14 protein-coding genes and 2 tRNA genes are annotated in these 18,205 nt (G+C 62.8%); 5 read left to right on the top strand and 11 right to left on the bottom strand.

The annotated features are described in order from the left end of the window. Positions 1–197: 197 nt before the first annotated feature. The 3 genes from ABDB84_RS06145 to ABDB84_RS06135 are packed head-to-tail and all read right to left on the bottom strand — an operon-like array spanning position 198 to position 5,935. On the bottom strand, positions 198–1,652 hold the full coding sequence (locus ABDB84_RS06145) for an efflux transporter outer membrane subunit (RefSeq protein WP_345918816.1): 1,455 nt from the start codon (positions 1,650–1,652) through the stop codon (positions 198–200). Next, positions 1,649–4,777, bottom strand: a complete 3,129-nt coding sequence (locus tag ABDB84_RS06140) for an efflux RND transporter permease subunit (RefSeq protein WP_345918815.1) — start codon at positions 4,775–4,777, stop codon at positions 1,649–1,651. Before ABDB84_RS06140 ends, ABDB84_RS06145 begins: the two co-directional genes overlap by 4 nt. A 12-nt stretch (positions 4,778–4,789) precedes the next feature. After that, positions 4,790–5,935 carry an efflux RND transporter periplasmic adaptor subunit gene (locus tag ABDB84_RS06135; RefSeq protein ID WP_345918814.1) on the bottom strand — a complete coding sequence of 382 codons (1,146 nt, stop codon included), beginning with the start codon at positions 5,933–5,935 and terminating at the stop codon, positions 4,790–4,792. Positions 5,936–6,087: 152 nt separating this feature from the next. Between ABDB84_RS06135 and ABDB84_RS06130 the strand changes: the two genes are divergently transcribed. Together ABDB84_RS06130 and ABDB84_RS06125 are read left to right on the top strand one after the other, a co-directional pair. Beyond that, positions 6,088–7,488: an ATP-binding protein gene (locus ABDB84_RS06130; RefSeq protein WP_345918813.1), complete on the top strand. Its 1,401-nt coding sequence runs from the start codon at positions 6,088–6,090 to the stop codon at positions 7,486–7,488. Beyond that, positions 7,485–8,195: a winged helix-turn-helix domain-containing protein gene (locus ABDB84_RS06125; RefSeq protein ID WP_345918812.1), complete on the top strand. Its 711-nt coding sequence runs from the start codon at positions 7,485–7,487 to the stop codon at positions 8,193–8,195. Before ABDB84_RS06130 ends, ABDB84_RS06125 begins: the two co-directional genes overlap by 4 nt. An 8-nt stretch (positions 8,196–8,203) precedes the next feature. On the opposite strand, the gene queD is transcribed toward ABDB84_RS06125, so the two are convergent. Both queD and ABDB84_RS06115 read right to left on the bottom strand, forming a co-directional pair. Next, on the bottom strand, positions 8,204–8,647 hold the full coding sequence (gene queD / locus ABDB84_RS06120; protein ID WP_345918811.1) for a 6-carboxytetrahydropterin synthase QueD: 444 nt from the start codon (positions 8,645–8,647) through the stop codon (positions 8,204–8,206). Between the two features lie 129 nt (positions 8,648–8,776). Further along, positions 8,777–9,070 carry a helix-turn-helix domain-containing protein gene (locus ABDB84_RS06115; RefSeq protein ID WP_345918810.1) on the bottom strand — a complete coding sequence of 98 codons (294 nt, stop codon included), beginning with the start codon at positions 9,068–9,070 and terminating at the stop codon, positions 8,777–8,779. Positions 9,071–9,495: 425 nt separating this feature from the next. Between ABDB84_RS06115 and ABDB84_RS06110 the strand changes: the two genes are divergently transcribed. The 3 genes from ABDB84_RS06110 (at position 9,496) to ABDB84_RS06100 (ending at position 11,006) form a co-directional block, all read left to right on the top strand. Next, positions 9,496–10,725: an aspartate kinase gene (locus ABDB84_RS06110; RefSeq protein WP_345918809.1), complete on the top strand. Its 1,230-nt coding sequence runs from the start codon at positions 9,496–9,498 to the stop codon at positions 10,723–10,725. 59 nt (positions 10,726–10,784) lie between these two features. Beyond that, a tRNA-Ser gene (locus tag ABDB84_RS06105) sits at positions 10,785–10,877 on the top strand. Between the two features lie 52 nt (positions 10,878–10,929). Continuing rightward, positions 10,930–11,006 (top strand) — tRNA-Arg (locus ABDB84_RS06100). 257 nt (positions 11,007–11,263) lie between these two features. Here ABDB84_RS06100 and ABDB84_RS06095 read toward each other — a convergent pair. From ABDB84_RS06095 to ABDB84_RS06070, 6 genes are all read right to left on the bottom strand, one after another. Then, positions 11,264–12,562 carry a pseudouridine synthase gene (locus tag ABDB84_RS06095; protein WP_345918808.1) on the bottom strand — a complete coding sequence of 433 codons (1,299 nt, stop codon included), beginning with the start codon at positions 12,560–12,562 and terminating at the stop codon, positions 11,264–11,266. Then, positions 12,559–13,296: a pseudouridine synthase gene (locus tag ABDB84_RS06090; RefSeq protein ID WP_345918807.1), complete on the bottom strand. Its 738-nt coding sequence runs from the start codon at positions 13,294–13,296 to the stop codon at positions 12,559–12,561. Before ABDB84_RS06090 ends, ABDB84_RS06095 begins: the two co-directional genes overlap by 4 nt. 77 nt (positions 13,297–13,373) lie before the next feature. Continuing rightward, positions 13,374–15,182: a DNA mismatch repair endonuclease MutL gene (gene mutL, locus ABDB84_RS06085; RefSeq protein WP_345918806.1), complete on the bottom strand. Its 1,809-nt coding sequence runs from the start codon at positions 15,180–15,182 to the stop codon at positions 13,374–13,376. A gap of 75 nt (positions 15,183–15,257) precedes the next feature. Beyond that, on the bottom strand, positions 15,258–15,686 hold the full coding sequence (locus tag ABDB84_RS06080) for a BLUF domain-containing protein (protein ID WP_345918805.1): 429 nt from the start codon (positions 15,684–15,686) through the stop codon (positions 15,258–15,260). 14 nt (positions 15,687–15,700) lie between these two features. After that, positions 15,701–16,408 carry a GTP cyclohydrolase I gene (gene folE, locus ABDB84_RS06075; protein WP_345918804.1) on the bottom strand — a complete coding sequence of 236 codons (708 nt, stop codon included), beginning with the start codon at positions 16,406–16,408 and terminating at the stop codon, positions 15,701–15,703. Between the two features lie 151 nt (positions 16,409–16,559). Beyond that, positions 16,560–18,065, bottom strand: coding sequence for a pectate lyase family protein (locus ABDB84_RS06070; protein WP_345918803.1), 1,506 nt, complete (start codon positions 18,063–18,065; stop codon positions 16,560–16,562). Positions 18,066–18,205 lie beyond the last annotated feature (140 nt).

The following is an 18,205-nucleotide window of genomic DNA, read 5'->3' as shown; positions in this document are numbered from 1 at the left end:
GTTGCGTTGCAGGCAATCCGCGAACAAGCCCGTCACTGCTTTGCCAGGACGGGCTTTTTCTTGGGCTGCGCTGGCGCGCTCGCAAGCTGTTTCTACGCAGCTGTTTGAACGCGATCCCAAGCTTCTGCGTGTAGCCTGATCGTCCGCCTGCTGCAAGGTGGGACCGTGCAGCGGGCGCGTCAGCCGATGTAGCGTTTTCAGCGCGGCGCGGTTTTTTCCGTGGTGCCGCCGCCGAGTGCCTTGAACAGGGTGATGCGATTGTTCTGCTCGGATAGTTGCAGGGTGATCAGGCTTTGCTGCGCGGTGTACAAAGTGCGTTGTGCATCCAGCACAGCAAGGTAGGTGCCGCGTCCTTCCTTGTAGCTGGCGGTGGCGAAGGCCAGGCTTTGCGTGCCGGCGGCAACCACGCCACGCACGGCGTCGATCTGCTCGCTGAGGTTTTTGCGTACGGCCAGTGCATTGGCCACTTCGGAGAAGGCCGTCTGGATGGTTTTCTCGTAGGTGGCGATGTCGGCCGTTTGCTGCGCCTTGCGGCTATCGAGGGTGGCGCGGTTGGCGCCGCCGTCGAAGATCGGCAGGGTGATGCTCGGTGCAAAGCTCCAGGCGCCGCTGCCGGAAGCGAACAGATCATCCAGGCTGCGGCTGGTGCTGCCGCCGCTGGCGGTCAGCGTGATCTTCGGGAAGAAGGCTGCGCGTGCGGCACCGATATTGGCGTTGTCGGCGATCAGGGTGTGTTCGGCGGCCAGCACATCCGGGCGATTGAGGAGGATGCTGGAATCCAGATCGCTGGGGATGTCGACCAGCAGCGCCGCCGGCTTCTCGCTGCCGAGCAGGTCCAGTGGCGGGAGCAGTGCATCAGGCAATTTCTTGCCGACCAGCAGCTCCAGTGCATTGCGATCCTGTTCGACGACACTGCTGTAGCTGGCGACGCTGGCGCGTGCCGAATCGCGACTGCCGCGTGCGGTGGCGACGTCGGCTGCGGCCAGACCGCCCAGGGCGCGCGCCTGATCGGTCACACTGAGGGTCCGTTCGCGGCTCTCCAGCGTATTGCGCGCCAGCTGCAGTTGTTGCTGATCGGCGGCCAGGGTCAGCCAGGCGATGGCGGTCTGGGCCACCAGGGACAGGCGCACGCTGCGCTGCGTTTCCGCCAGCTGGAAGTAGCTTTGCAAGCCCGCTTCACTGAGATTGGCGAGGCGATCGAAGAGATCGATTTCGAAGCTGCTCACGCCCAGCTGCGCTTTCCATGAACTGCTGGTCGAGCCGACGCCCGAGCTGCTGGCGCGGTTCGAGGTGTGCTCGCGGGACTCGCTGGCGCTGGCATTGAGGGTCGGCAGTTCGGCCGCGTGCGTCACCCGGTAGGCAGCGCGGGCTTTGTCGACATTGGCAATGGCCACGCGCAGGTCGCGGTTCTCGGCCAGGCTCAGGCGGATGACTTCGCGCAGGCGTGGATCGACCAGGATCTCTTCCCAGTCACGCGCCGGGGCTTCCTTGGCTGCGAGCTTGGCGTCGCCTGCCTGGCTTGTCGTCTGCCAGCTGGCGGCGACGGGCGCCTGCGGGCGTTCATAGGTCGGTGCCAGATTGACGCAGGCCGAGAGCAGCAGGCAGGCCAGGATGGCCGTGTGTTTGAGTGGCAGGGGAGGGGTATTCATCATTCATTCTCCACAGCGGAGCTGGTGGCCTTGCGCGGGCCGGAGATGCTGCGCACAAGGACGTAAAAGAGGGGCACGAAGAGCACGCCGAGCAGCGTTGCCGAGATCATGCCGCCGAGTACGCCGACACCGATTGCGCGACGGCTCATCGAGCCGGCGCCGGTGGACAATGCCAGCGGCAGCACGCCGAACATGAAGGCCAGCGAGGTCATGATGATCGGGCGCAGACGCAGGCGTACCGCTTCCAGCGTCGCCTCGACCAGGCGCATGCCTTGCTCCTCCAGGGTCTTGGCGAATTCAACAATGAGGATCGCGTTCTTGGCCGACAGACCGACCGTGGTCAGCAGGCCGACCTGGAAGTACACATCGTTGCTCTGTGCCGCCAACCAGGTGGCCAGCACGGCGCCGAGCACGCCCAGTGGCACCACCAGCACCACCGAGAAAGGCACCGACCAGCTCTCATAGAGCGCGGCCAGGCAGAGGAACACGAACAGCACCGACACTGCGTAGAGCAGCGGCGCTTGTTGGCCGGACAGGCGTTCCTGATAGGAGGCGCCGGTCCATTCATAGCCGATGCCGGCGGGCAGCTGCTTGATGAGGCGCTCCACTTCAGCCATGGCCGTGCCCGAGCTGACGCCCTTGGCCGGTTCGCCCACCATTTCATAGGAGGACAGGCCGTTGTAGCGGATCAGCTGCGGCGAGCCATAGCTCCACTTGGCGCTGGCAAAGGCCGAGAAGGGCACCATATCGTCATTGGCGTTGCGCACGTACCAGTTCTTGAAGCTGTCGGGCGACATGCGGAAGGGCGCGTCACCCTGGATGTAGACCTTCTTGACGCGTCCGCCATAGATGAAGTCATTGACGTATTTGCCACCCATTGCGTAGGACATCGTGCTGTTGATGTCGCTGGCCGACACACGCAGCGCCGTGGCCTTGGCGTCGTCGATGCTGATCTCCAGCTGCGGCGTGTCATCCAGATTATTGGTGCGCACCTGGGTGAGCAGCTTGCTCTGCCGTGCCAGGCGCAGGAACTGGTCGCGTGCGGCGCTCAGTGCCTGGTGACCCAGGCCGCCCACATCCTCGATCTGCACATCAAAGCCGGAGTTCGAGCCCAGACCGCGCACGGCCGGTGGCTGCATGACGAACACCGTGGCATCGCGCAGCTGGCCAGAGAGCTCCTTGGAGAAGCGATGAACCAGGCTTTCAGCATCCTGTTCCGCGCCGCTGCGCTTGCTCCAGTCGGTCAGGGTGATGAAGGCACGCGCCGAGGCCTGGTCGCCATCGGTGCCGCTCACCGTCATGAAGGCCCGTACTTCGGCTTGCTTGGAGAGGTAGGTTTCGAAGGTTTTCAGCGATTGCGTCAGGCGCTCATTGGTCGCGCCGGCCGGTAGCTTGATCTGCGCCATCAGCGAGCCCTGGTCTTCCGTGGGCAGGAAGGAGGTCGGCAGGTTCTTGAAAATGAAGGCGGTGGCCGCGAACAGCAGCACATAGACCAGGGCGCTGATGGCACGGCGTTTGAGCAGCTGGCTGACGCCACGGCCGTACTGTGCGGTGCCTGCGGTAAAGCCTTGGTTGAAGCGCTTGAAGAAGCGTCCGAGCACGCCGCTGCTGGGGTGTCCGCCTTGTTCGATCGGCTTGAGCAAGCTGGCGCACAGCGCCGGCGTGAGGGTCAGCGCAACGAGCACCGAGAGGGCCATGGCCGAGACGATGGTAATCGTGAATTGGCGGTAGATGATGCCGGTGGCGCCGCCGAAAAACGCCATCGGGATGAACACCGCGGAGAGCACCAGAGCGATACCGATCAGCGCGCCAGTGATCTGGTCCATCGACTTGCGCGTCGCTTCACGCGGCGACAGACCGTCCTCGCTCATGATCCGTTCGACGTTCTCGACCACCACGATGGCGTCGTCAACCAGCAGGCCGATGGCCAGCACCAGGCCGAACATGGTCAGGGTATTGATCGAGTAGCCGAAGACCGACAGGATGCCGAAGGTGCCCAGCAGAACCACCGGCACGGCCACGGCAGGAATCAGCGTGGCGCGCAGGTTCTGCATGAACAGGTACATCACCAGCACCACCAGCACCAGGGCTTCGACCAGGGTGCGGACCACTTCTTCGATCGAGATTTTCACGAAGGGCGTGGTGTCGTAGGCGATCACCGAGCTCATGTGGGCCGGGAAATAGGGCTCCATTTCCTTGATCTTGGCGCGTACCGCCTCGGCTACCTTGAGGGCATTGGCGCCGGAGGCCAGCGAGATGGCCAGACCTGCCGAGGGATTGCCCTTGTAGCGCGTGCTGATGGTATAGCTCTCGCGCCCCAGCTCCAGGCGGGCGACATCGGCGAGGCGCACGGCCGAGCCGTCGGCCGCCGATTTGACGATCACCTTTTCAAACTGCTCAATCGACTTGAGCTTGCTGCGCGCAGTGATCGTGGCATTGAGGCTCTGCCCTGCGGCGGCCGGCAGTGCGCCGACCTGGCCGGCGGAGACTTCGGTGTTTTGCGCACTCAGGGCACTGGAGATGTCCGAGGGCATCAGCGAGTACTTGAGCATCTTGTTCGGGTCGAGCCAGATGCGCATGGCGTAACCCGATCCGTAGGCTTGTGCGTCACCGACGCCATCGACGCGGCTGATGGTGTCCTTCAGATTGTTGGCGATGTAGTTGGCGATGTCGGTCGAGGTGACGGAGGCGTCGTCGGAAATCAGGTTAAACACCATCATCGTGTCGGTACTGGCTTTGGCGACGGTGACGCCCTGGTCCTGTACCGATTCAGGCAGTTGCGTGAGCACCTGCTGCAGCTTGTTCTGCACCTGCATCTGGGCGACATCGGGGTTGGTGCCTGCGTCGAAGGTGAGCTCGACGCGGGCCGAGCCGTCGGACTGGCTTTTCGAGGTCATCCAGGTGAGGTGGTCCAGGCCGGTCATCTGTTGTTCGATGACCTGGATCACCGAATTCTCGATGGTCTCGGCCGATGCACCGCTATACGTGGCGCGGATGGTGACCTTGGTCGGAGCGATATCCGGATATTGTTCGAGCGACAGGCTCATGATCGCCGCGCCACCGGCCAGCATGATGACAATGGCGATGACCCAGGCGAAGATTGGGCGATCTATGAAAAAACGTGCCATGACCGTATCCCCTTAGCGCTTGCTGGCGCCGCCAGCCGGCACGGCGGTGACGATATCGCCCAGCGCTGCCCGCTTGAGGCTCTCGACAACGACTTTGTCGCCGGCTTGCAGGCCTGCGGTCACCACCCATTGGTTACCCATCGCGCGGCCCAGTGTCAGCTTGCGTTCGGCCAGACGGCCATCCTCGCCGACGACGATTGCGATGGCATCGCCCGAGGGACGACGGGTCACACCTTCTTGCGGCACCAGGATGCTGTCGTCCAGATGCCCTTCCTGCACCCGTGCCTTCACGTACATGCCCGGCAGCAGCACGCCTTCGGGGTTGGGCACGATGGCGCGCAGGGTCACCATGCCGGTGCTCTCGTCGACACTCACACCGTCAAATTGCAGGCGGCCCGGATGCGCGTATTCGCTGCCATCTTCCAGCACCAGCTTGACCGGAACCTCCTCGCCAGGCTTGCGCCGGGCGTCGGCCTTGAGCTCCTGACGCAGGCGGAGCAGCTCGGTGCTCGATTGCTTGACGTCGACCACCAGCGGGTCGAGCTGGCGTACCGTGGTCAGTGCCGTGGTTTGCGCGGCGCTGAGCAGCGCGCCGGGGACGACCGCGGAAATGTCGATGCGGCCGCTGATCGGCGCCGTGATGCGGGTGTGTTCAAGATTGATGCGCGCGGTATCGAGCGCCGCTTGGGCAACTTCGAGGGCCGCACGATTTTCTTCGACAGCGGCGCGGCTGTCGTCAGCCGTTTGCTGGCTGATCGCTTCGATCTTGGCCAGGCCGGCATCACGCTTGGCGGTTACTTCCGAAGCGCGCAAGGTCGCTTCTGCCTTCACGAGCGCGGCTTTGGCGCTGGCGTAGGCGGCTGTGTAGCTGGACGCGTCGATCTGATACAGCACTTGGCCGGCTTTGACCGCTGCGCCTTCAGTGAACAGCTGTTTCTCAAGAATGCCGCCGACTTGCGGGCGGATTTCAGCCACTGATTTGGCAGCGACCCGACCGGAGAGCTCGACGTTGATCGGCACCGTCCCCTTGGTGACGACGTACACGCCGACTTTGGGCGGGGCGGATGGGCTTTGGGTGGCCGGTTCGTTGCTGTCACATGCGCTGAGCAGGATGCACAGCAGCATGCTGGCCAGAAGGGGATAGCTCTGCTTTTTCATGGGTGTTCACTTCCTAGGCTTCAGGGATGTTGGTGATCATCGACCACGAATGTGGAGACAAATTGAAGAAGGCTGCAGACGGCGATCTGCATGGCGGGTGACGATCACGCTTGCCAAGCGCGGCCTGCAGCGCTCCAATGGCGCCTATGTCCATGCTCGCCCGCATCACCGTCTCGACGCGTCTTTTCATTGCCGTGCTGGCGGTCTCCGCCGCCGCCGTCATCGCGGCCGGAATCGGCTCGCATCACAGTTTCAAACATGGTTTCGTGGGCTATCTGAATCAGCTGGCGGTCGACGGCATGAATCAGGCGCTGCCGCGCCTCACGGTGGCATATCAGGAGCGCGGTAGCTGGGACTTCCTGCGCGAGCAGCCGCGCTTGTGGATACGCGTCATGTTGCGTGGGCTGAGTCCGGATCTTCGCGACGACACCGCGCCGCCGGAGTCGGATTTGACGGGGGCCTTCCTGCGCATGACCTTGCTGGATGCTGATCGACGGTTCGTGATCGGTTATCACGGCAGCGATGAGGGTGATCGCATCGAGTTGCCGGTCAAGTTCGGCGAGCAGACGGTCGGCTGGCTGACCCTGATGCCCTTCCAGAATGTCACCGAAATGGGCGCCAAGCGTTTTGCTGCAGACCAGCTCAGCGCTCATCGGCTGATCGTTCTGCTGGTGATCCTGTTTGCCGGACTGATTGCCTGGTGGGTCTCGCATGCGGTGATGGGGCCGATCCGTCAGGTCGCCCGCGCCACCCACGAACTGGCGGGCGGCAACTATGCGCGTCGCGTGCCGGAGTTCGGCAAGGACGAGGTCGGCCAGCTGGCGCATGACTTCAATCATCTGGCCGCTACGCTGGAACGCAACGAGGCGATGCGTCGCGAATTCATGGCCGATATCGCCCATGAACTGCGTACGCCGCTGGGCATCCTGCACGGCGAACTGGAAGCGCTTGAAGATGGCATCCGGCCCTTCGGGCGCGAGGCGCTGTCTTCGCTGCAGGGCGAAGTGGCGCAGTTGAGCAAGCTGGTCACCGACCTCAATGATCTTGCCCTGACCGATGTGGCCGCGCTGGCGTATCGCAAGGAGGATATGGATCTGGTGCGCTGCGTGGCCGAGGTGCTCGAGCGCATTGCGCCGCGTCTGGCGCAATGCCAGTTGCAACTGCAGTGCGTGCTGCCTGAGCAGCCCTTGCCGGTTTTTGCTGACGCCGGACGCATCCGCCAGCTGCTGCACAATCTGCTGGAAAACTGCTGTCGGTATACGGACCCAGGCGGCATGGTGCGCATCCAGCTGAGCGTCAACGCGCTGCGCCAAGCCGTGCTGAGCTGTGAGGACTCTGCACCAGGGGTGGCTGTGGCGGTGTTGCCCCGTCTGTTCGACCGCTTCTATCGCGCCGAACTCTCGCGTAACCGTGCCAGCGGGGGCTCCGGGCTGGGGCTGGCGATCTGCCGCAACATCGTGCTGGCCCATGACGGCGAGATTGAGGCTGCAGCAGCCGAACTGGGTGGCATTGCCATCACGATCCGTCTGCCGCTGGCGCCGAGCAAGACATGAGCGCTGCGGTGAGTGCCGATATTCTCGTCGTGGAAGACGAACCCAAGATGGCTAGCCTGCTGCTCGACTATCTGCGCGCCGAGGGTCATCAGCCGCGGCATCTGGCCGATGGCGCGGCGGTCGAGGCCGCCGTGCGTGCCAAGGCGCCGGACCTGATCCTGCTCGATGTGATGCTGCCGGGGCTGGATGGTCTGGCCGTGTGTCGTGCGCTGCGAACCTTTTGCGCTGCGCCGATCATCATGCTCACGGCGCGTAGCGAGGAGGCCGACCGCCTGGCCGGGCTCGATGGTGGTGCGGATGATTACATCTGCAAGACGCCGTTCAGCCCGCGCGAGGTGATGGCACGCGTCCGCGCACAGTTGCGCCGTGCGCAAGGGCGGGTCATGGCCGCGGCTGAGCCGCAGTTACAGATTGATGATCTGAGCTGGCAGGCCAGTCTCGACGGGCAAAGGCTGGAGCTGACGCCGGCCGAGTTCCGCCTGCTGCGTGTAATGTCTGCCGCACCGGGCCGTGTTTTCACGCGCGAGCAGCTGCTCGATCAGCTCTATGACGATCATCGCGCGGTCACTGACCGAACCGTCGATAGCCATATCAAAAACTTGCGCCGCAAACTCAGCGCCAGTTGCGGCAAAGATCCGATCCACTCGATCTACGGGGTCGGCTATCGCTTCCAGTGGCTGGCGCACAAGGCGCTTGAGACGTCTTGACGCGCTGCTCAGCCGCGCTTGGCGTCGGCCCAGCAATTGGGCGTCTCGTAGAGGCGGACGTTTTCCAGGCGCAGGCTCTTGTCGCAAATTGTTGCAATTCTGGGTTCGAGCAGGCGAAAGGCTTCGCTGGCCAGATTCTCGGCCGTCGGCACGACATCGAGCACGACCGTGCGGTGATCGGGCAGGCTGTTGAGGAATTCGAGGATGGCGCTGTCGCCGCGATAGACCAGGAAGGCGTGATCCCAGACATCGACGATAGTCGCGCGCAGGACCGATTTGATCTCCGAGAAATCCAGCACCATGCCATTGCGCGGATTGCCGTCCTGCGCGGTGATGTCGCCGCTGACGCTGATCTCGATGGCGTAGCGATGGCCGTGCAAATGGCGGCACAGGCTGCGGTGGTCGGGGATGCGGTGACCCGCGTCGAATTCAAGTCGTCTGGTAATAAGCACGGGGAGTTTCTGCTTGCGCAGCGTAGGAGGCGCCGGAAAGGGCGTCATTGTAGCGGGATGCGCGTTGTCGGTCTCAAAAACGCACAGGGAGCCACATGGGCCCCCTGACAAAGCTTGAGCCGGAAAAGATTACTTTTCCTTCTTCTTGGCCTTGGCTTCCTTCTTCAGCGTCTTGTACAGCTCGGACTTGTGCGCACGCAGGTATTCGATGACTTCGAAATCGTCCTTGCGGATCTTGTTCAGATCGATTTGCTCGATGTGAACGATGCGCAGCAGCGCCTGCACGGGGCGCGGCACATTGCGGCCGCTCTCGTAGCGCGAACCACCACTCTGGGTGACGCCGATCTTGGACCAGAACTGGGACTGGTTCAGACCCAGCTTGCGACGGATTTCGCGAACATCTACGTTTTCAAGTGTTTTCATGTCTATGTGTTCCTGTGAATGCAATGCTGAAGATTCAATCAAACGCCTCTTGACCCCGGGGTGCCCGCATTGATTGGCCGGAAAGCCTGCTGCCTGCCCATGCGTGCTGCATGCCTGGGCTGAACTGCATGAAATCCGTCCTTTCTATGACCTGTTTATGACTACGCTACTGCCATGTGAAGTGGTGTTGCAGCGCGGCGAGCCTGTTTGGCTATAACTTTAGTGATAGCTGGATGCAGTATAGATCAATATTTCTACAACATACAACCATGCTGCGCCTGTGTTTTGAGGCCTTTGTTAAGGAATTGTAAAAATGACGGAGCTAGCGGCCATATATAACCCCCTGGTACAAACGCATGTTTGGCAGGGCGAAGCCGGATTCGGCTAAAATGATCAGCTTTTCAACCTTGGCAAGTGTCTAGAAGATGGCCTTGATCGTTCAAAAATATGGCGGCACCTCGGTGGGCAACCCCGAGCGCATCAAGAATGTGGCGCGGCGTGTCGCTGCCGCGCAAGCCGCGGGTGACCAGATCGTGGTGGTCGTGTCTGCAATGAGTGGTGAAACCAATCGTTTGATCGGTTTGGCCAAAGAAGTTCAGTCAACGCCCGATCCGCGTGAGCTGGATGTCGTGGTATCGACCGGTGAGCAAGTCACCATCGGCCTGCTGTGCATGGCCCTGATGGCGCAAGGCGTCAAGGCGCGCAGCTACACCGGCGCGCAAGTGCGCATCCTGACCGACAGTTCCTTCACCAAGGCGCGCATCCTCAAGATTGACGAGGATCGCATGCGCAAGGATCTGGATGAGGGGCACGTTGTCGTCGTGGCTGGCTTCCAGGGGGTCGATGACGCGGGCAACATCACCACGCTGGGGCGTGGTGGTTCGGACACCACCGGCGTTGCGCTGGCGGCTGCCTTGCGCGCCGACGAGTGCCAGATATACACCGACGTTGATGGTGTTTATACGACTGACCCCCGCATCGTGCCCGAGGCACGCAAGCTCGATCGCATCACCTTTGAAGAAATGCTGGAAATGGCCAGCCTGGGCTCCAAGGTGCTGCAGATTCGCTCGGTCGAGTTTGCCGGCAAGTACAAGGTCAAATTGCGCGTGCTCTCCAGCTTCCAGGAAGGTGGCGAAGGCACCCTGATTACTTTCGAGGATGATCTCAAGATGGAACAACCTATCATTTCCGGCATCGCGTTCAATCGCGACGAAGCCAAGCTCACCGTGCTCGGCGTGCCCGACCGCCCCGGTATCGCCTATCAGATCCTGGGCCCGATTGCCGAAGCCAATATCGACGTCGACATGATCATCCAGAATGTCAGCTTCGACGGCACCACGGACTTCTCCTTCACCGTCAATCGCAACGACTACGAGCGCACGCTGAAGATCCTCGATGAGGTCAAGGCGCACGTCGGCGCACGTGAAGTGCGTGCAGACCGCTCGATGGCCAAGGTGTCGGTGGTCGGTGTGGGCATGCGCTCGCACGTTGGCATCGCCAGCAAGATGTTCCGTACGCTGGCCGAAGAGGGCATCAACATCCAGATGATCTCGACCTCGGAAATCAAGATTTCCGTCGCGATTGACGAGAAGTATCTCGAGCTGGCCGTGCGCGTGCTGCACAAGGCCTTCGAACTGGATCAAGTTGTCGCTTAAATCGCACGATTTGCATTGACGAGGGAAGGCGCTGCATATAATATGCGCGCTCTTCTCGCGGAGAGTTGGCCGAGTGGTCGAAGGCACTCCCCTGCTAAGGGAGCAGACGGGCAAAACCTGTCTCGAGGGTTCGAATCCCTTGCTCTCCGCCAAGAAAAAAAGCTTGCGAGATTTGTGTGTTGTGCATATAATGTCGCTCCTTTAGCGCCCGTAGCTCATCTGGATAGAGTACTTGGCTACGAACCAAGGGGTAGGAGGTTCGAATCCTTCCGGGCGCGCCAGTTTCAGCAGAAAAGCCAGTCGAAAGACTGGCTTTTTTGTTTTCTGCGTCCGCCGCAAATCAATACAGCCTGCACGCAGCAGGCAAGGCCGCCCGCTAAGCAACGCCAGCAAACCAAGCGCGCAGTGCGTCTCACCGCCCAGGGCTGCGAGACGGGGCGCTGGTGAGAGATCCAGACCCTAGACGACAGAAGGGCCGCACAGGAAGCATTTTGACTTCCTGTGCGGCCCTTCGCGTTTGCCGGGCGGGATCAGCGACTCAGAACTTCTCGTGGTCGCCCAGGTAGCGCCATTTGCCGGGCGGCAGCTTGGACAGCGGGATCGAGCCGATGCGGATGCGCTTGAGCGCGGTGACGGTCAGGCCGACCAGCTCGCACATGCGGCGGATCTGGCGTTTGCGGCCTTCACGCAGCACGAAGCGCAGTTGGTGCTCGTTTTGCCAGCTGACCTTGGCCGGCTGCAGCTCGACGCCATCGAGCACCAGGCCGTGGTTGAGCAGGGCGAGGTTGTCGTAGGACAGCGGGCCTTCGACGCGCACCAGGTATTCCTTTTCGATGTCGCTGTTCTCACCGATCAGCTGCTTGGCGATGCGGCCATCCTGAGTCAGCACCAGCATGCCGGTCGAGTCGATGTCGAGGCGGCCGGCGGGCGCCAGCTTTTTCATGTGGCGGGTTTCGAAGCGGCGCTTGATCGGGTCTTCTTCCCAGTGATTCTCGGCGGTGATCAGCACGCTGGCCGGCTCGTAGCCGTCCTCGGCCTGGCCGGAGACGTAGCCGACCGGTTTGTTGAGGATGACCGTCATGCGCAGGTTCTGCGTAGCTTCGGCCTGGCGCGTCAGCTCGATCTTCTGGTCGGGCAGGATCTTGCTGCCCAGCTCATCGACGACCACACCATCGACCGTGACCCAGCCGCGCTCAATGTATTCATCGGCTTCGCGGCGCGAACACATGCCCAGCTCGGTCATCCGCTTGGAGAGGCGCACGGCGCCTTGGGCGTCCTTGGGCTCCGCTGCGGGTGCGGCGCGGCGCGCGGCGCCTGCTTTGCCAAAGCCGGGCGCCTTGGTGACGCCATCGGCGCCACGCGAGCGGCGCTCGTGCGGCACGTCGCGCTCGGCGTACGGAATGCGCGGAGCGCGCTCTTCGCGCGCCGGCGCATCGGCGAAGCGTTCGGCGGGGCGTGCCGGACGCGGGCGCGGCGTTTCGTCACTGCGGCGCGGCGGACGGCGTTCTGCATCGCGCGTGCCCTCCGCCGCCGGGCGTGTGGCCGGGCGGGGCTTGAAGCTGCGCTCGGCGGGATCGGCGCCGCTGCGCGGGGCGCGTGACGGGGGAGAGGATTCGCCACTGCGGCGCGGGCGCTCGTCAGCGGTCGGACGACGCGGGGTGCGTTCCTGTTCGGCGCGTGGCGGGCGGGCGGCTTTCTTGTCCTCAGCCGCCGGTGCGGCAGGTTTGATGCGCGGCGTGGCGATGCTTGAGCTGCGCACCGGGGCGCGGCGCGTGGCAGGCTTGCTGCGCTCGCCCTGGGGCAGGGACAGCGTTTTTTTCGGGGTGTCGTCGGTCATGTGCTGCTCGCTTCCGTTGCGTTGTAGCCCAGCAGGGCGAGGTGTTTGGGGCGCAGATAGCACCAGTCGCTGGATTCCAGCTCGGGCAGGCTGCCGTCTTCCAGCGATAGCGCGCCGACTGCGGTGCGATGCAATTGGGCCACGTGGTTACCAGCGGCGGCGATCATGCGTTTGACGAGGTGGTACTTGCCCTGATCGACGACCAGCTCAATCACCCGCGTATCGGCGCGGCGCGCTTGCAGGGCGCAGGCCGGTTCGCGTTCGTCGATCAGCTGAACGCCGGCCAGCAGTTGTTCGATCTGCTCATCGGTGACGTCCTCGGCGGTGGTGGCGCGGTAGGTTTTGGTGACCTGGCGCTTGGCCGAGGAGATGGCGTGGATGAACTGTCCATCGTCGGAGAACAGCAGCAGGCCGGTGGTGTCGACATCGAGTCGCCCCACGCTTTGCGCGCCGCGTGTCACCAGCGGCTGCGGCAGCAGGTAATAGATGCTCTCGTTATGCTTGGGCTTGTGCGAGCACTCGTAGCCAGCCGGCTTGTAGAGGGCGAGATAGACTTTCTCGCTGTATTCCCATTCCCAGTCGTCGATCTCGAACTGGAAGCCCTGCGGCGCGTATTCGACGAAGGGATCGGTGATGACCGCGCCGCCAACCTTGACGCCGCCGGCGCGGATCAGCGCGCGGCATTCCTTGCGTGAGCCGAAGCCTTGTGACTGGATGATTCTGTCGAGTTGCATGTGTATCCGTTCTCTCGTGTTCCTGATTGGGCGGGCGGCCTTGGCGGCGCCCGCGCGCTGAAGCGGTGGGTGGCGGCTTACTGGCCGCGCAGGAAGAGCTTGTCGAGTTCGCCCATCGACAGCTGGACCCAGGTCGGGCGACCATGATTACATTGATCGGCGCGCTCGGTCGCTTCCATGTCGCGCAGCAAGGCATTCATTTCCGGCGTGGTCAGCTGCCGATTGGCGCGTACCGCGCCGTGGCAAGCCATGGTGGCCAGCAGTTCGTTGCGCCGCGCGGCGATCACCTCGCTGGCCGGGAAGTCGCGTAGCTCGGCGAGCAGGGCGCGCAGCAGCTCGGCAGTATTGGCCCGCGCCAGCAAGGCCGGCACGCTGCGCACCGCCAGCTCGTTGGGGCCGGCGGCAGCGACATCGAAACCCATGCGCAGCAGCACATCGGCCTGCTCTTCGGCGGTGGCGATCTCGGTCTGGCTGGCATTGAAGACGGCGGGGATGAGCAGGCGCTGCACGCCGGGCGTGCCTTCGAGCACGGCTTTGAGCTGTTCGTAGAGGATGCGTTCGTGCGCCGCATGCATATCCACCAGCACCAGGCCGCGCTCGTTCTGCGCCAGTACGTACACGCCGTGCAGCTGGGCGATGGCATAGCCCAGCGGCGCGCCCTGGGTGGTCTGCGGCAGTTCCGTTGGCGCCGTGTTGAAGCGCGGCGACAGCGCCGCCAGCGAATCCAGGCTGGGCGGGCGGCCGTTGCGTTCGAAGCTGCTGGGGCTGAAACCACGGCTGGCGCTGGCTGCGTAGGCGTAGTTATCCGGCGAGAAACTGTGCGTGCCGGGCTCTTCGACCAGCAGGGCGTGCTGTTCGCGCGGTCCGGCATAGGCTTCCAGCGGCGGCGCGGCGCTGACGGCGGCCTGCACCGGCGTGGCCAGCGTGCGGGTGACGGCGTGGAACACGAACTGGTGGATCGCCCGGCCTTCGCGGAAGCGCACTTCGGTCTTCGCCGGATGCACATTGACGTCGACGCCGGCTGGGTCCAGATCGAGAAACAGCACGAAAGCCGGGTGACGGCTGCCGTGCAGAATATCGGCATAGGCTTCGCGCAGCGCGTGCTGGATCAGCTTGTCGCGCACGAAGCGGCCATTGACGTAAAAGTACTGCGCGTCGCGATTGCTGCGCGCATAAGCGGGCAGCGAGACGTAGCCGGACAGGCGCAGCAGGCCGGACTCGGCGAGCAGGGGCCGCGCCTGGGCCATGAAGTCATCGCCGAGGATCTCGCGCGTGCGCCGCTCGGCGTCGCCGGCAGCAAGGCGCATGTTCACGCGGCCGTTGTGGCTGATCTGCAGGCCGACTTCCGGCTTCGCCAGCGCAATGCGGCGGAACACATCGTCGCAATGGCCGTATTCGGTGGCGTCGGATTTGAGGAACTTCCGCCGTGCCGGGGTGTTGTAGTAGAGATCTTCGACCTCGACCACGGTGCCGCCGTTGAGCGCGGCGGGCATCGGCTCGCGTTCGCGCTCGGAGACGCGCCAGGCGTGGCTTGCGTCGCGCGCGCGGCTGGTGATGCGGGTACGCGCGACCGAGGCAATCGCCGCCAGCGCTTCGCCGCGAAAGCCCATGGTGCCGACTGCTTCGAGGTCTTCGAGCGAGCTGATCTTGCTGGTGGCGTGGCGCTCCAGGGCGAGGGCGAGCTGGTCCTTGTCGATGCCGCAGCCATCGTCGCTGATGCGCAGCTGCTTGATGCCGCCCTGAGTCAGCTGCACCTCGATGCTCTGGCTGCCCGCATCGATGCTGTTCTCCAGCAATTCCTTGAGCACCGAAGCGGGCCGTTCGACCACCTCGCCGGCGGCGATCTGGTTGATCAGGACTTCGGGAAGCTTGCGGATGACGGGCATGCGGCGGAAAACCAGGTGATTAACCGCTGATTATAAGGCGCGCCGCCCGGTGTTCCCAGCCTTGTGCGTACCGCTTCAAGCCGAACGCGTCAGCACCGAAGCGGTGGCGATCAATTCGTTGAGCAAGGCCATCGAGGCGTGGCCGGAACAATTGAAGGGGTTGAGCACCGGCTTCTTGGCGTATTTGAGCAGCAGGCCCGGATTGACCTTGGCGATATTGACGTGGCCCATGGTCCAGCCACCAAAGCGGCGTTCGCTGATTTCCTCGTAGCTGAGGATGCGCACTTCGGCATGGCGGGTGTCGGAGACGATGGTGTTGTAGAGCTCACAGACTTCGTCACGGCCGCCTTCAAGCACTTGCATGAAGAGGTCGTCGCTATAGCAGAGCAGGCCGGTGATGCCCAGCGCGGCATTGCGTTCGCGGGATTGCTTGAGGATGGCATCGACCGTGTCACAGGTCAGTGGGGTGGTGGCGCGGCTGGCGTAGAGCAGGCGGACAAGCATGGGCGGGCCTCGGCTTACAGTTTGATGAGGGAGAGGAATTCGCGGCGCAGGCTGGCATCCTTGAGGAAGGAGCCACGCATCACGCTGTTGACCATTTTCGTTTCGGCATCCTTGACGCCGCGCCAGTGCATGCAGAAGTGGTCGGCTTCCATGACCACGGCGAGCCCGTCGGGGCTGACCTTGCTCATCAGCAGTTCGGCCATCTGGGTGATTGCTTCTTCCTGGATCTGCGGGCGGCTCATGATCCACTCGGCCAGGCGCGCGTATTTGGAGAGGCCGATCAGGTTGGAGTGCTCATTGGGCATCACGCCGATCCACAGCCGGCCCATGATCGGGCAGAAGTGATGGCTGCAGGCGCTGCGCACGGTGATCGGGCCGACGATCATCAATTCATTGAGGCGCTCGGCATTGGGGAACTCGGTCACCGGCGGCGGCGGCACATAGCGGCCACGGAAAACCTCGTTGAGGTACATCTTGGCCACGCGGCGCGCGGTGTCGTGGGTGTTGTGGTCGCTCTCGGTATCGATGACCAGGCTTTCGAGCACGCCTTTCATCTTGCCGGCGACTTCGTCGAGCAAGAGTTCAAGCTCGCCCGGCTCGATGAAGGCCGAGATATTGTCATTGGCATGAAAGCGGTGCTTGGCCTGCTGGAGGCGCTGGCGGATGGTGCTCGAGACGCTTGGCGCCGCGAGATAAGCTGCTGGGGATTTGTTTTCGCTCATCGTCTGATGGATGGATTCGTTAAGCGGAGGTGTGCACTATCCTCCAAATCGGCGCGCGATGGGGCTCTGGCGCGTGGCCCAGTGCATCGTCGCACAAACAAAAATGCCCCGCCGGGGGCGGGGCATGGTGCTGCTGTTTTGCTGGCGTTGCTTAAAGCTTGCCGGCGCCGGCATTGGCCTTGACGTAGGCCGGCACTTCCGTCGCAGGAATCGGCTTGCGGGCGTAGAGCGTGGGCTTCCAGCCGACATTGGGCGAGACCTGCTTCTTCGGATCGACCGCGTTGATTGCCTTGACGGCATCCACCGGCTTGCCATTGAAATAGCTGCCCTGATCGAAGAACACGGTACCGCCTTGAATGACGCCGACAGCGCTGGCGTCGGCATTCTTCACTTCGAAGTAATTGTTCTCCGAGTAGATCGCCGACTCCTTGCCGATGCCGAAGGCGCCGCGGAACACGTTGTTGCCGCCATGTTCCTTGATCGCCTTGAGGTGGTTTTCGTACACCGACAGCTTGGGATCGTCAGCGCCAGCCGCATCACCCGAGAAGTAGTTGTTGTACGAGTGCACCTTGCCGAAGCGTACGCGCGGCAGGCGCTGGCCGCTGTTGTCGAAGATGTTGTCGTGATAGGTGACGTTGAGCTTGCCCGTATCAATCTTGGAGCTGTCACTGCCGCCGATCAGCGAGGTCTTGTCGTGATCCTTGAAGATGTTGTGGCTGATGGTGACCAGATCGCCACCATTGGTCACATCGATCAGGCCGTCATGGTGCTGGATCTTCTGCGTGATCTCGTTCTGCGGGAACGGGAAGTTCGGCGGGAACAGCTTGTCCGGACGCTGGCCATCGGTAAAGGTGTTGTGGTCGATCCACACGCGTTTGCCGCCGTTGATCGAGATCAGGTCGTATTCGGAGTTCCAGCGACCGCCGGGGCATTTCTGCGGGCCGGTGTTGGCATCGACATAGGCTTCCTGACAACCCGGATAGCTCTTGTCGACCTTCCAGGAATCACCCGGATCCCAGCCCGGGAAGTAGTCGAAGGAGTCTTCAAAGGTGATGTTGCGGATGATGATGTTCTCGGCTTCCGGGCCGATCCACAGATTACCCTTGATGATCTTGGCATCCTTGCCCAGGCCGATGATCGAGGTGTTGGAGTTGAGCTTGATGGTGATCTGTTTGCGCTGGCGCTCGACCGAATTCTTGCGCGCTTCTTCAAGCGGGCCGGTCAGGTCGCGCACCGGGCGACCTTTTTCCAGCTTGGTGTTCCACACGGCGGGCGCATAGGCCTTCACATAGGCGTCGAAGTTATAGGCCGGATCGGCGTAGTCCTTCTCGAACAGCTCCTTGTTGTTGTCGTCAGTCGAGAGATTGACGGTGCCCTTGATGTAGATGATCTTGGCTGCATTGCCTGCTGTCGCCAGCGCCTTGACCAGCTCGGCACGCGTGGACACGGTGAATACATTGGCAGCCGTGGCCTTGGCGCCACCATCGGTGCCCGGGCCGACCGAGGCCCAGCCGTCGCCGGCCGGCAAAGCCTGGCGGCCGATGTCATTGGATGCAGCAGCCTGGACGGGCTTGTCGCTGATCGACTCGTTGCTGGCGCAGGCTGCCAGCGCGAGGGCCAGCAGTACGACAGAAGTCTTTAAGGCGGGAAATTTCATTGTTGTGTTGTCTCCAGAATGTAGAACATCAGGGCTGGGCATCGACGCGACCGCAGCACTCCGCAATCTTATTGGACCGATCATGCGTGCCTCATGGACAAGCGGGCTTGCGCGAGGTTCAACGATGAGCAAAAAGTGTA

The sequence above is a fragment of the Uliginosibacterium sediminicola genome, assembly GCF_039631295.1.
Taxonomy (GTDB): Bacteria; Pseudomonadota; Gammaproteobacteria; order Burkholderiales; family Rhodocyclaceae; genus Viridibacterium; species Viridibacterium sediminicola.
The sequence above is the reverse complement of the archived record's forward strand: the minus strand, read 5'-3'. Positions and strand labels throughout refer to the sequence as shown.

Coding starts and splice junctions, on each gene's coding strand:
- ABDB84_RS06080 (WP_345918805.1), bottom strand. CDS start 15,686: ATGCTTGTCCGCCTGCTCTACGCCAGCCGCGCCACCACCCCACTGACC.
- ABDB84_RS06095 (WP_345918808.1), bottom strand. CDS start 12,562: ATGACCGACGACACCCCGAAAAAAACGCTGTCCCTGCCCCAGGGCGAG.
- ABDB84_RS06070 (WP_345918803.1), bottom strand. CDS start 18,065: ATGAAATTTCCCGCCTTAAAGACTTCTGTCGTACTGCTGGCCCTCGCG.
- ABDB84_RS06130 (WP_345918813.1), top strand. CDS start 6,088: ATGCTCGCCCGCATCACCGTCTCGACGCGTCTTTTCATTGCCGTGCTG.
- ABDB84_RS06135 (WP_345918814.1), bottom strand. CDS start 5,935: ATGAAAAAGCAGAGCTATCCCCTTCTGGCCAGCATGCTGCTGTGCATC.
- folE (WP_345918804.1), bottom strand. CDS start 16,408: ATGAGCGAAAACAAATCCCCAGCAGCTTATCTCGCGGCGCCAAGCGTC.
- ABDB84_RS06125 (WP_345918812.1), top strand. CDS start 7,485: ATGAGCGCTGCGGTGAGTGCCGATATTCTCGTCGTGGAAGACGAACCC.
- ABDB84_RS06110 (WP_345918809.1), top strand. CDS start 9,496: ATGGCCTTGATCGTTCAAAAATATGGCGGCACCTCGGTGGGCAACCCC.
- ABDB84_RS06115 (WP_345918810.1), bottom strand. CDS start 9,070: ATGAAAACACTTGAAAACGTAGATGTTCGCGAAATCCGTCGCAAGCTG.
- mutL (WP_345918806.1), bottom strand. CDS start 15,182: ATGCCCGTCATCCGCAAGCTTCCCGAAGTCCTGATCAACCAGATCGCC.
- ABDB84_RS06140 (WP_345918815.1), bottom strand. CDS start 4,777: ATGGCACGTTTTTTCATAGATCGCCCAATCTTCGCCTGGGTCATCGCC.
- ABDB84_RS06145 (WP_345918816.1), bottom strand. CDS start 1,652: ATGATGAATACCCCTCCCCTGCCACTCAAACACACGGCCATCCTGGCC.
- ABDB84_RS06090 (WP_345918807.1), bottom strand. CDS start 13,296: ATGCAACTCGACAGAATCATCCAGTCACAAGGCTTCGGCTCACGCAAG.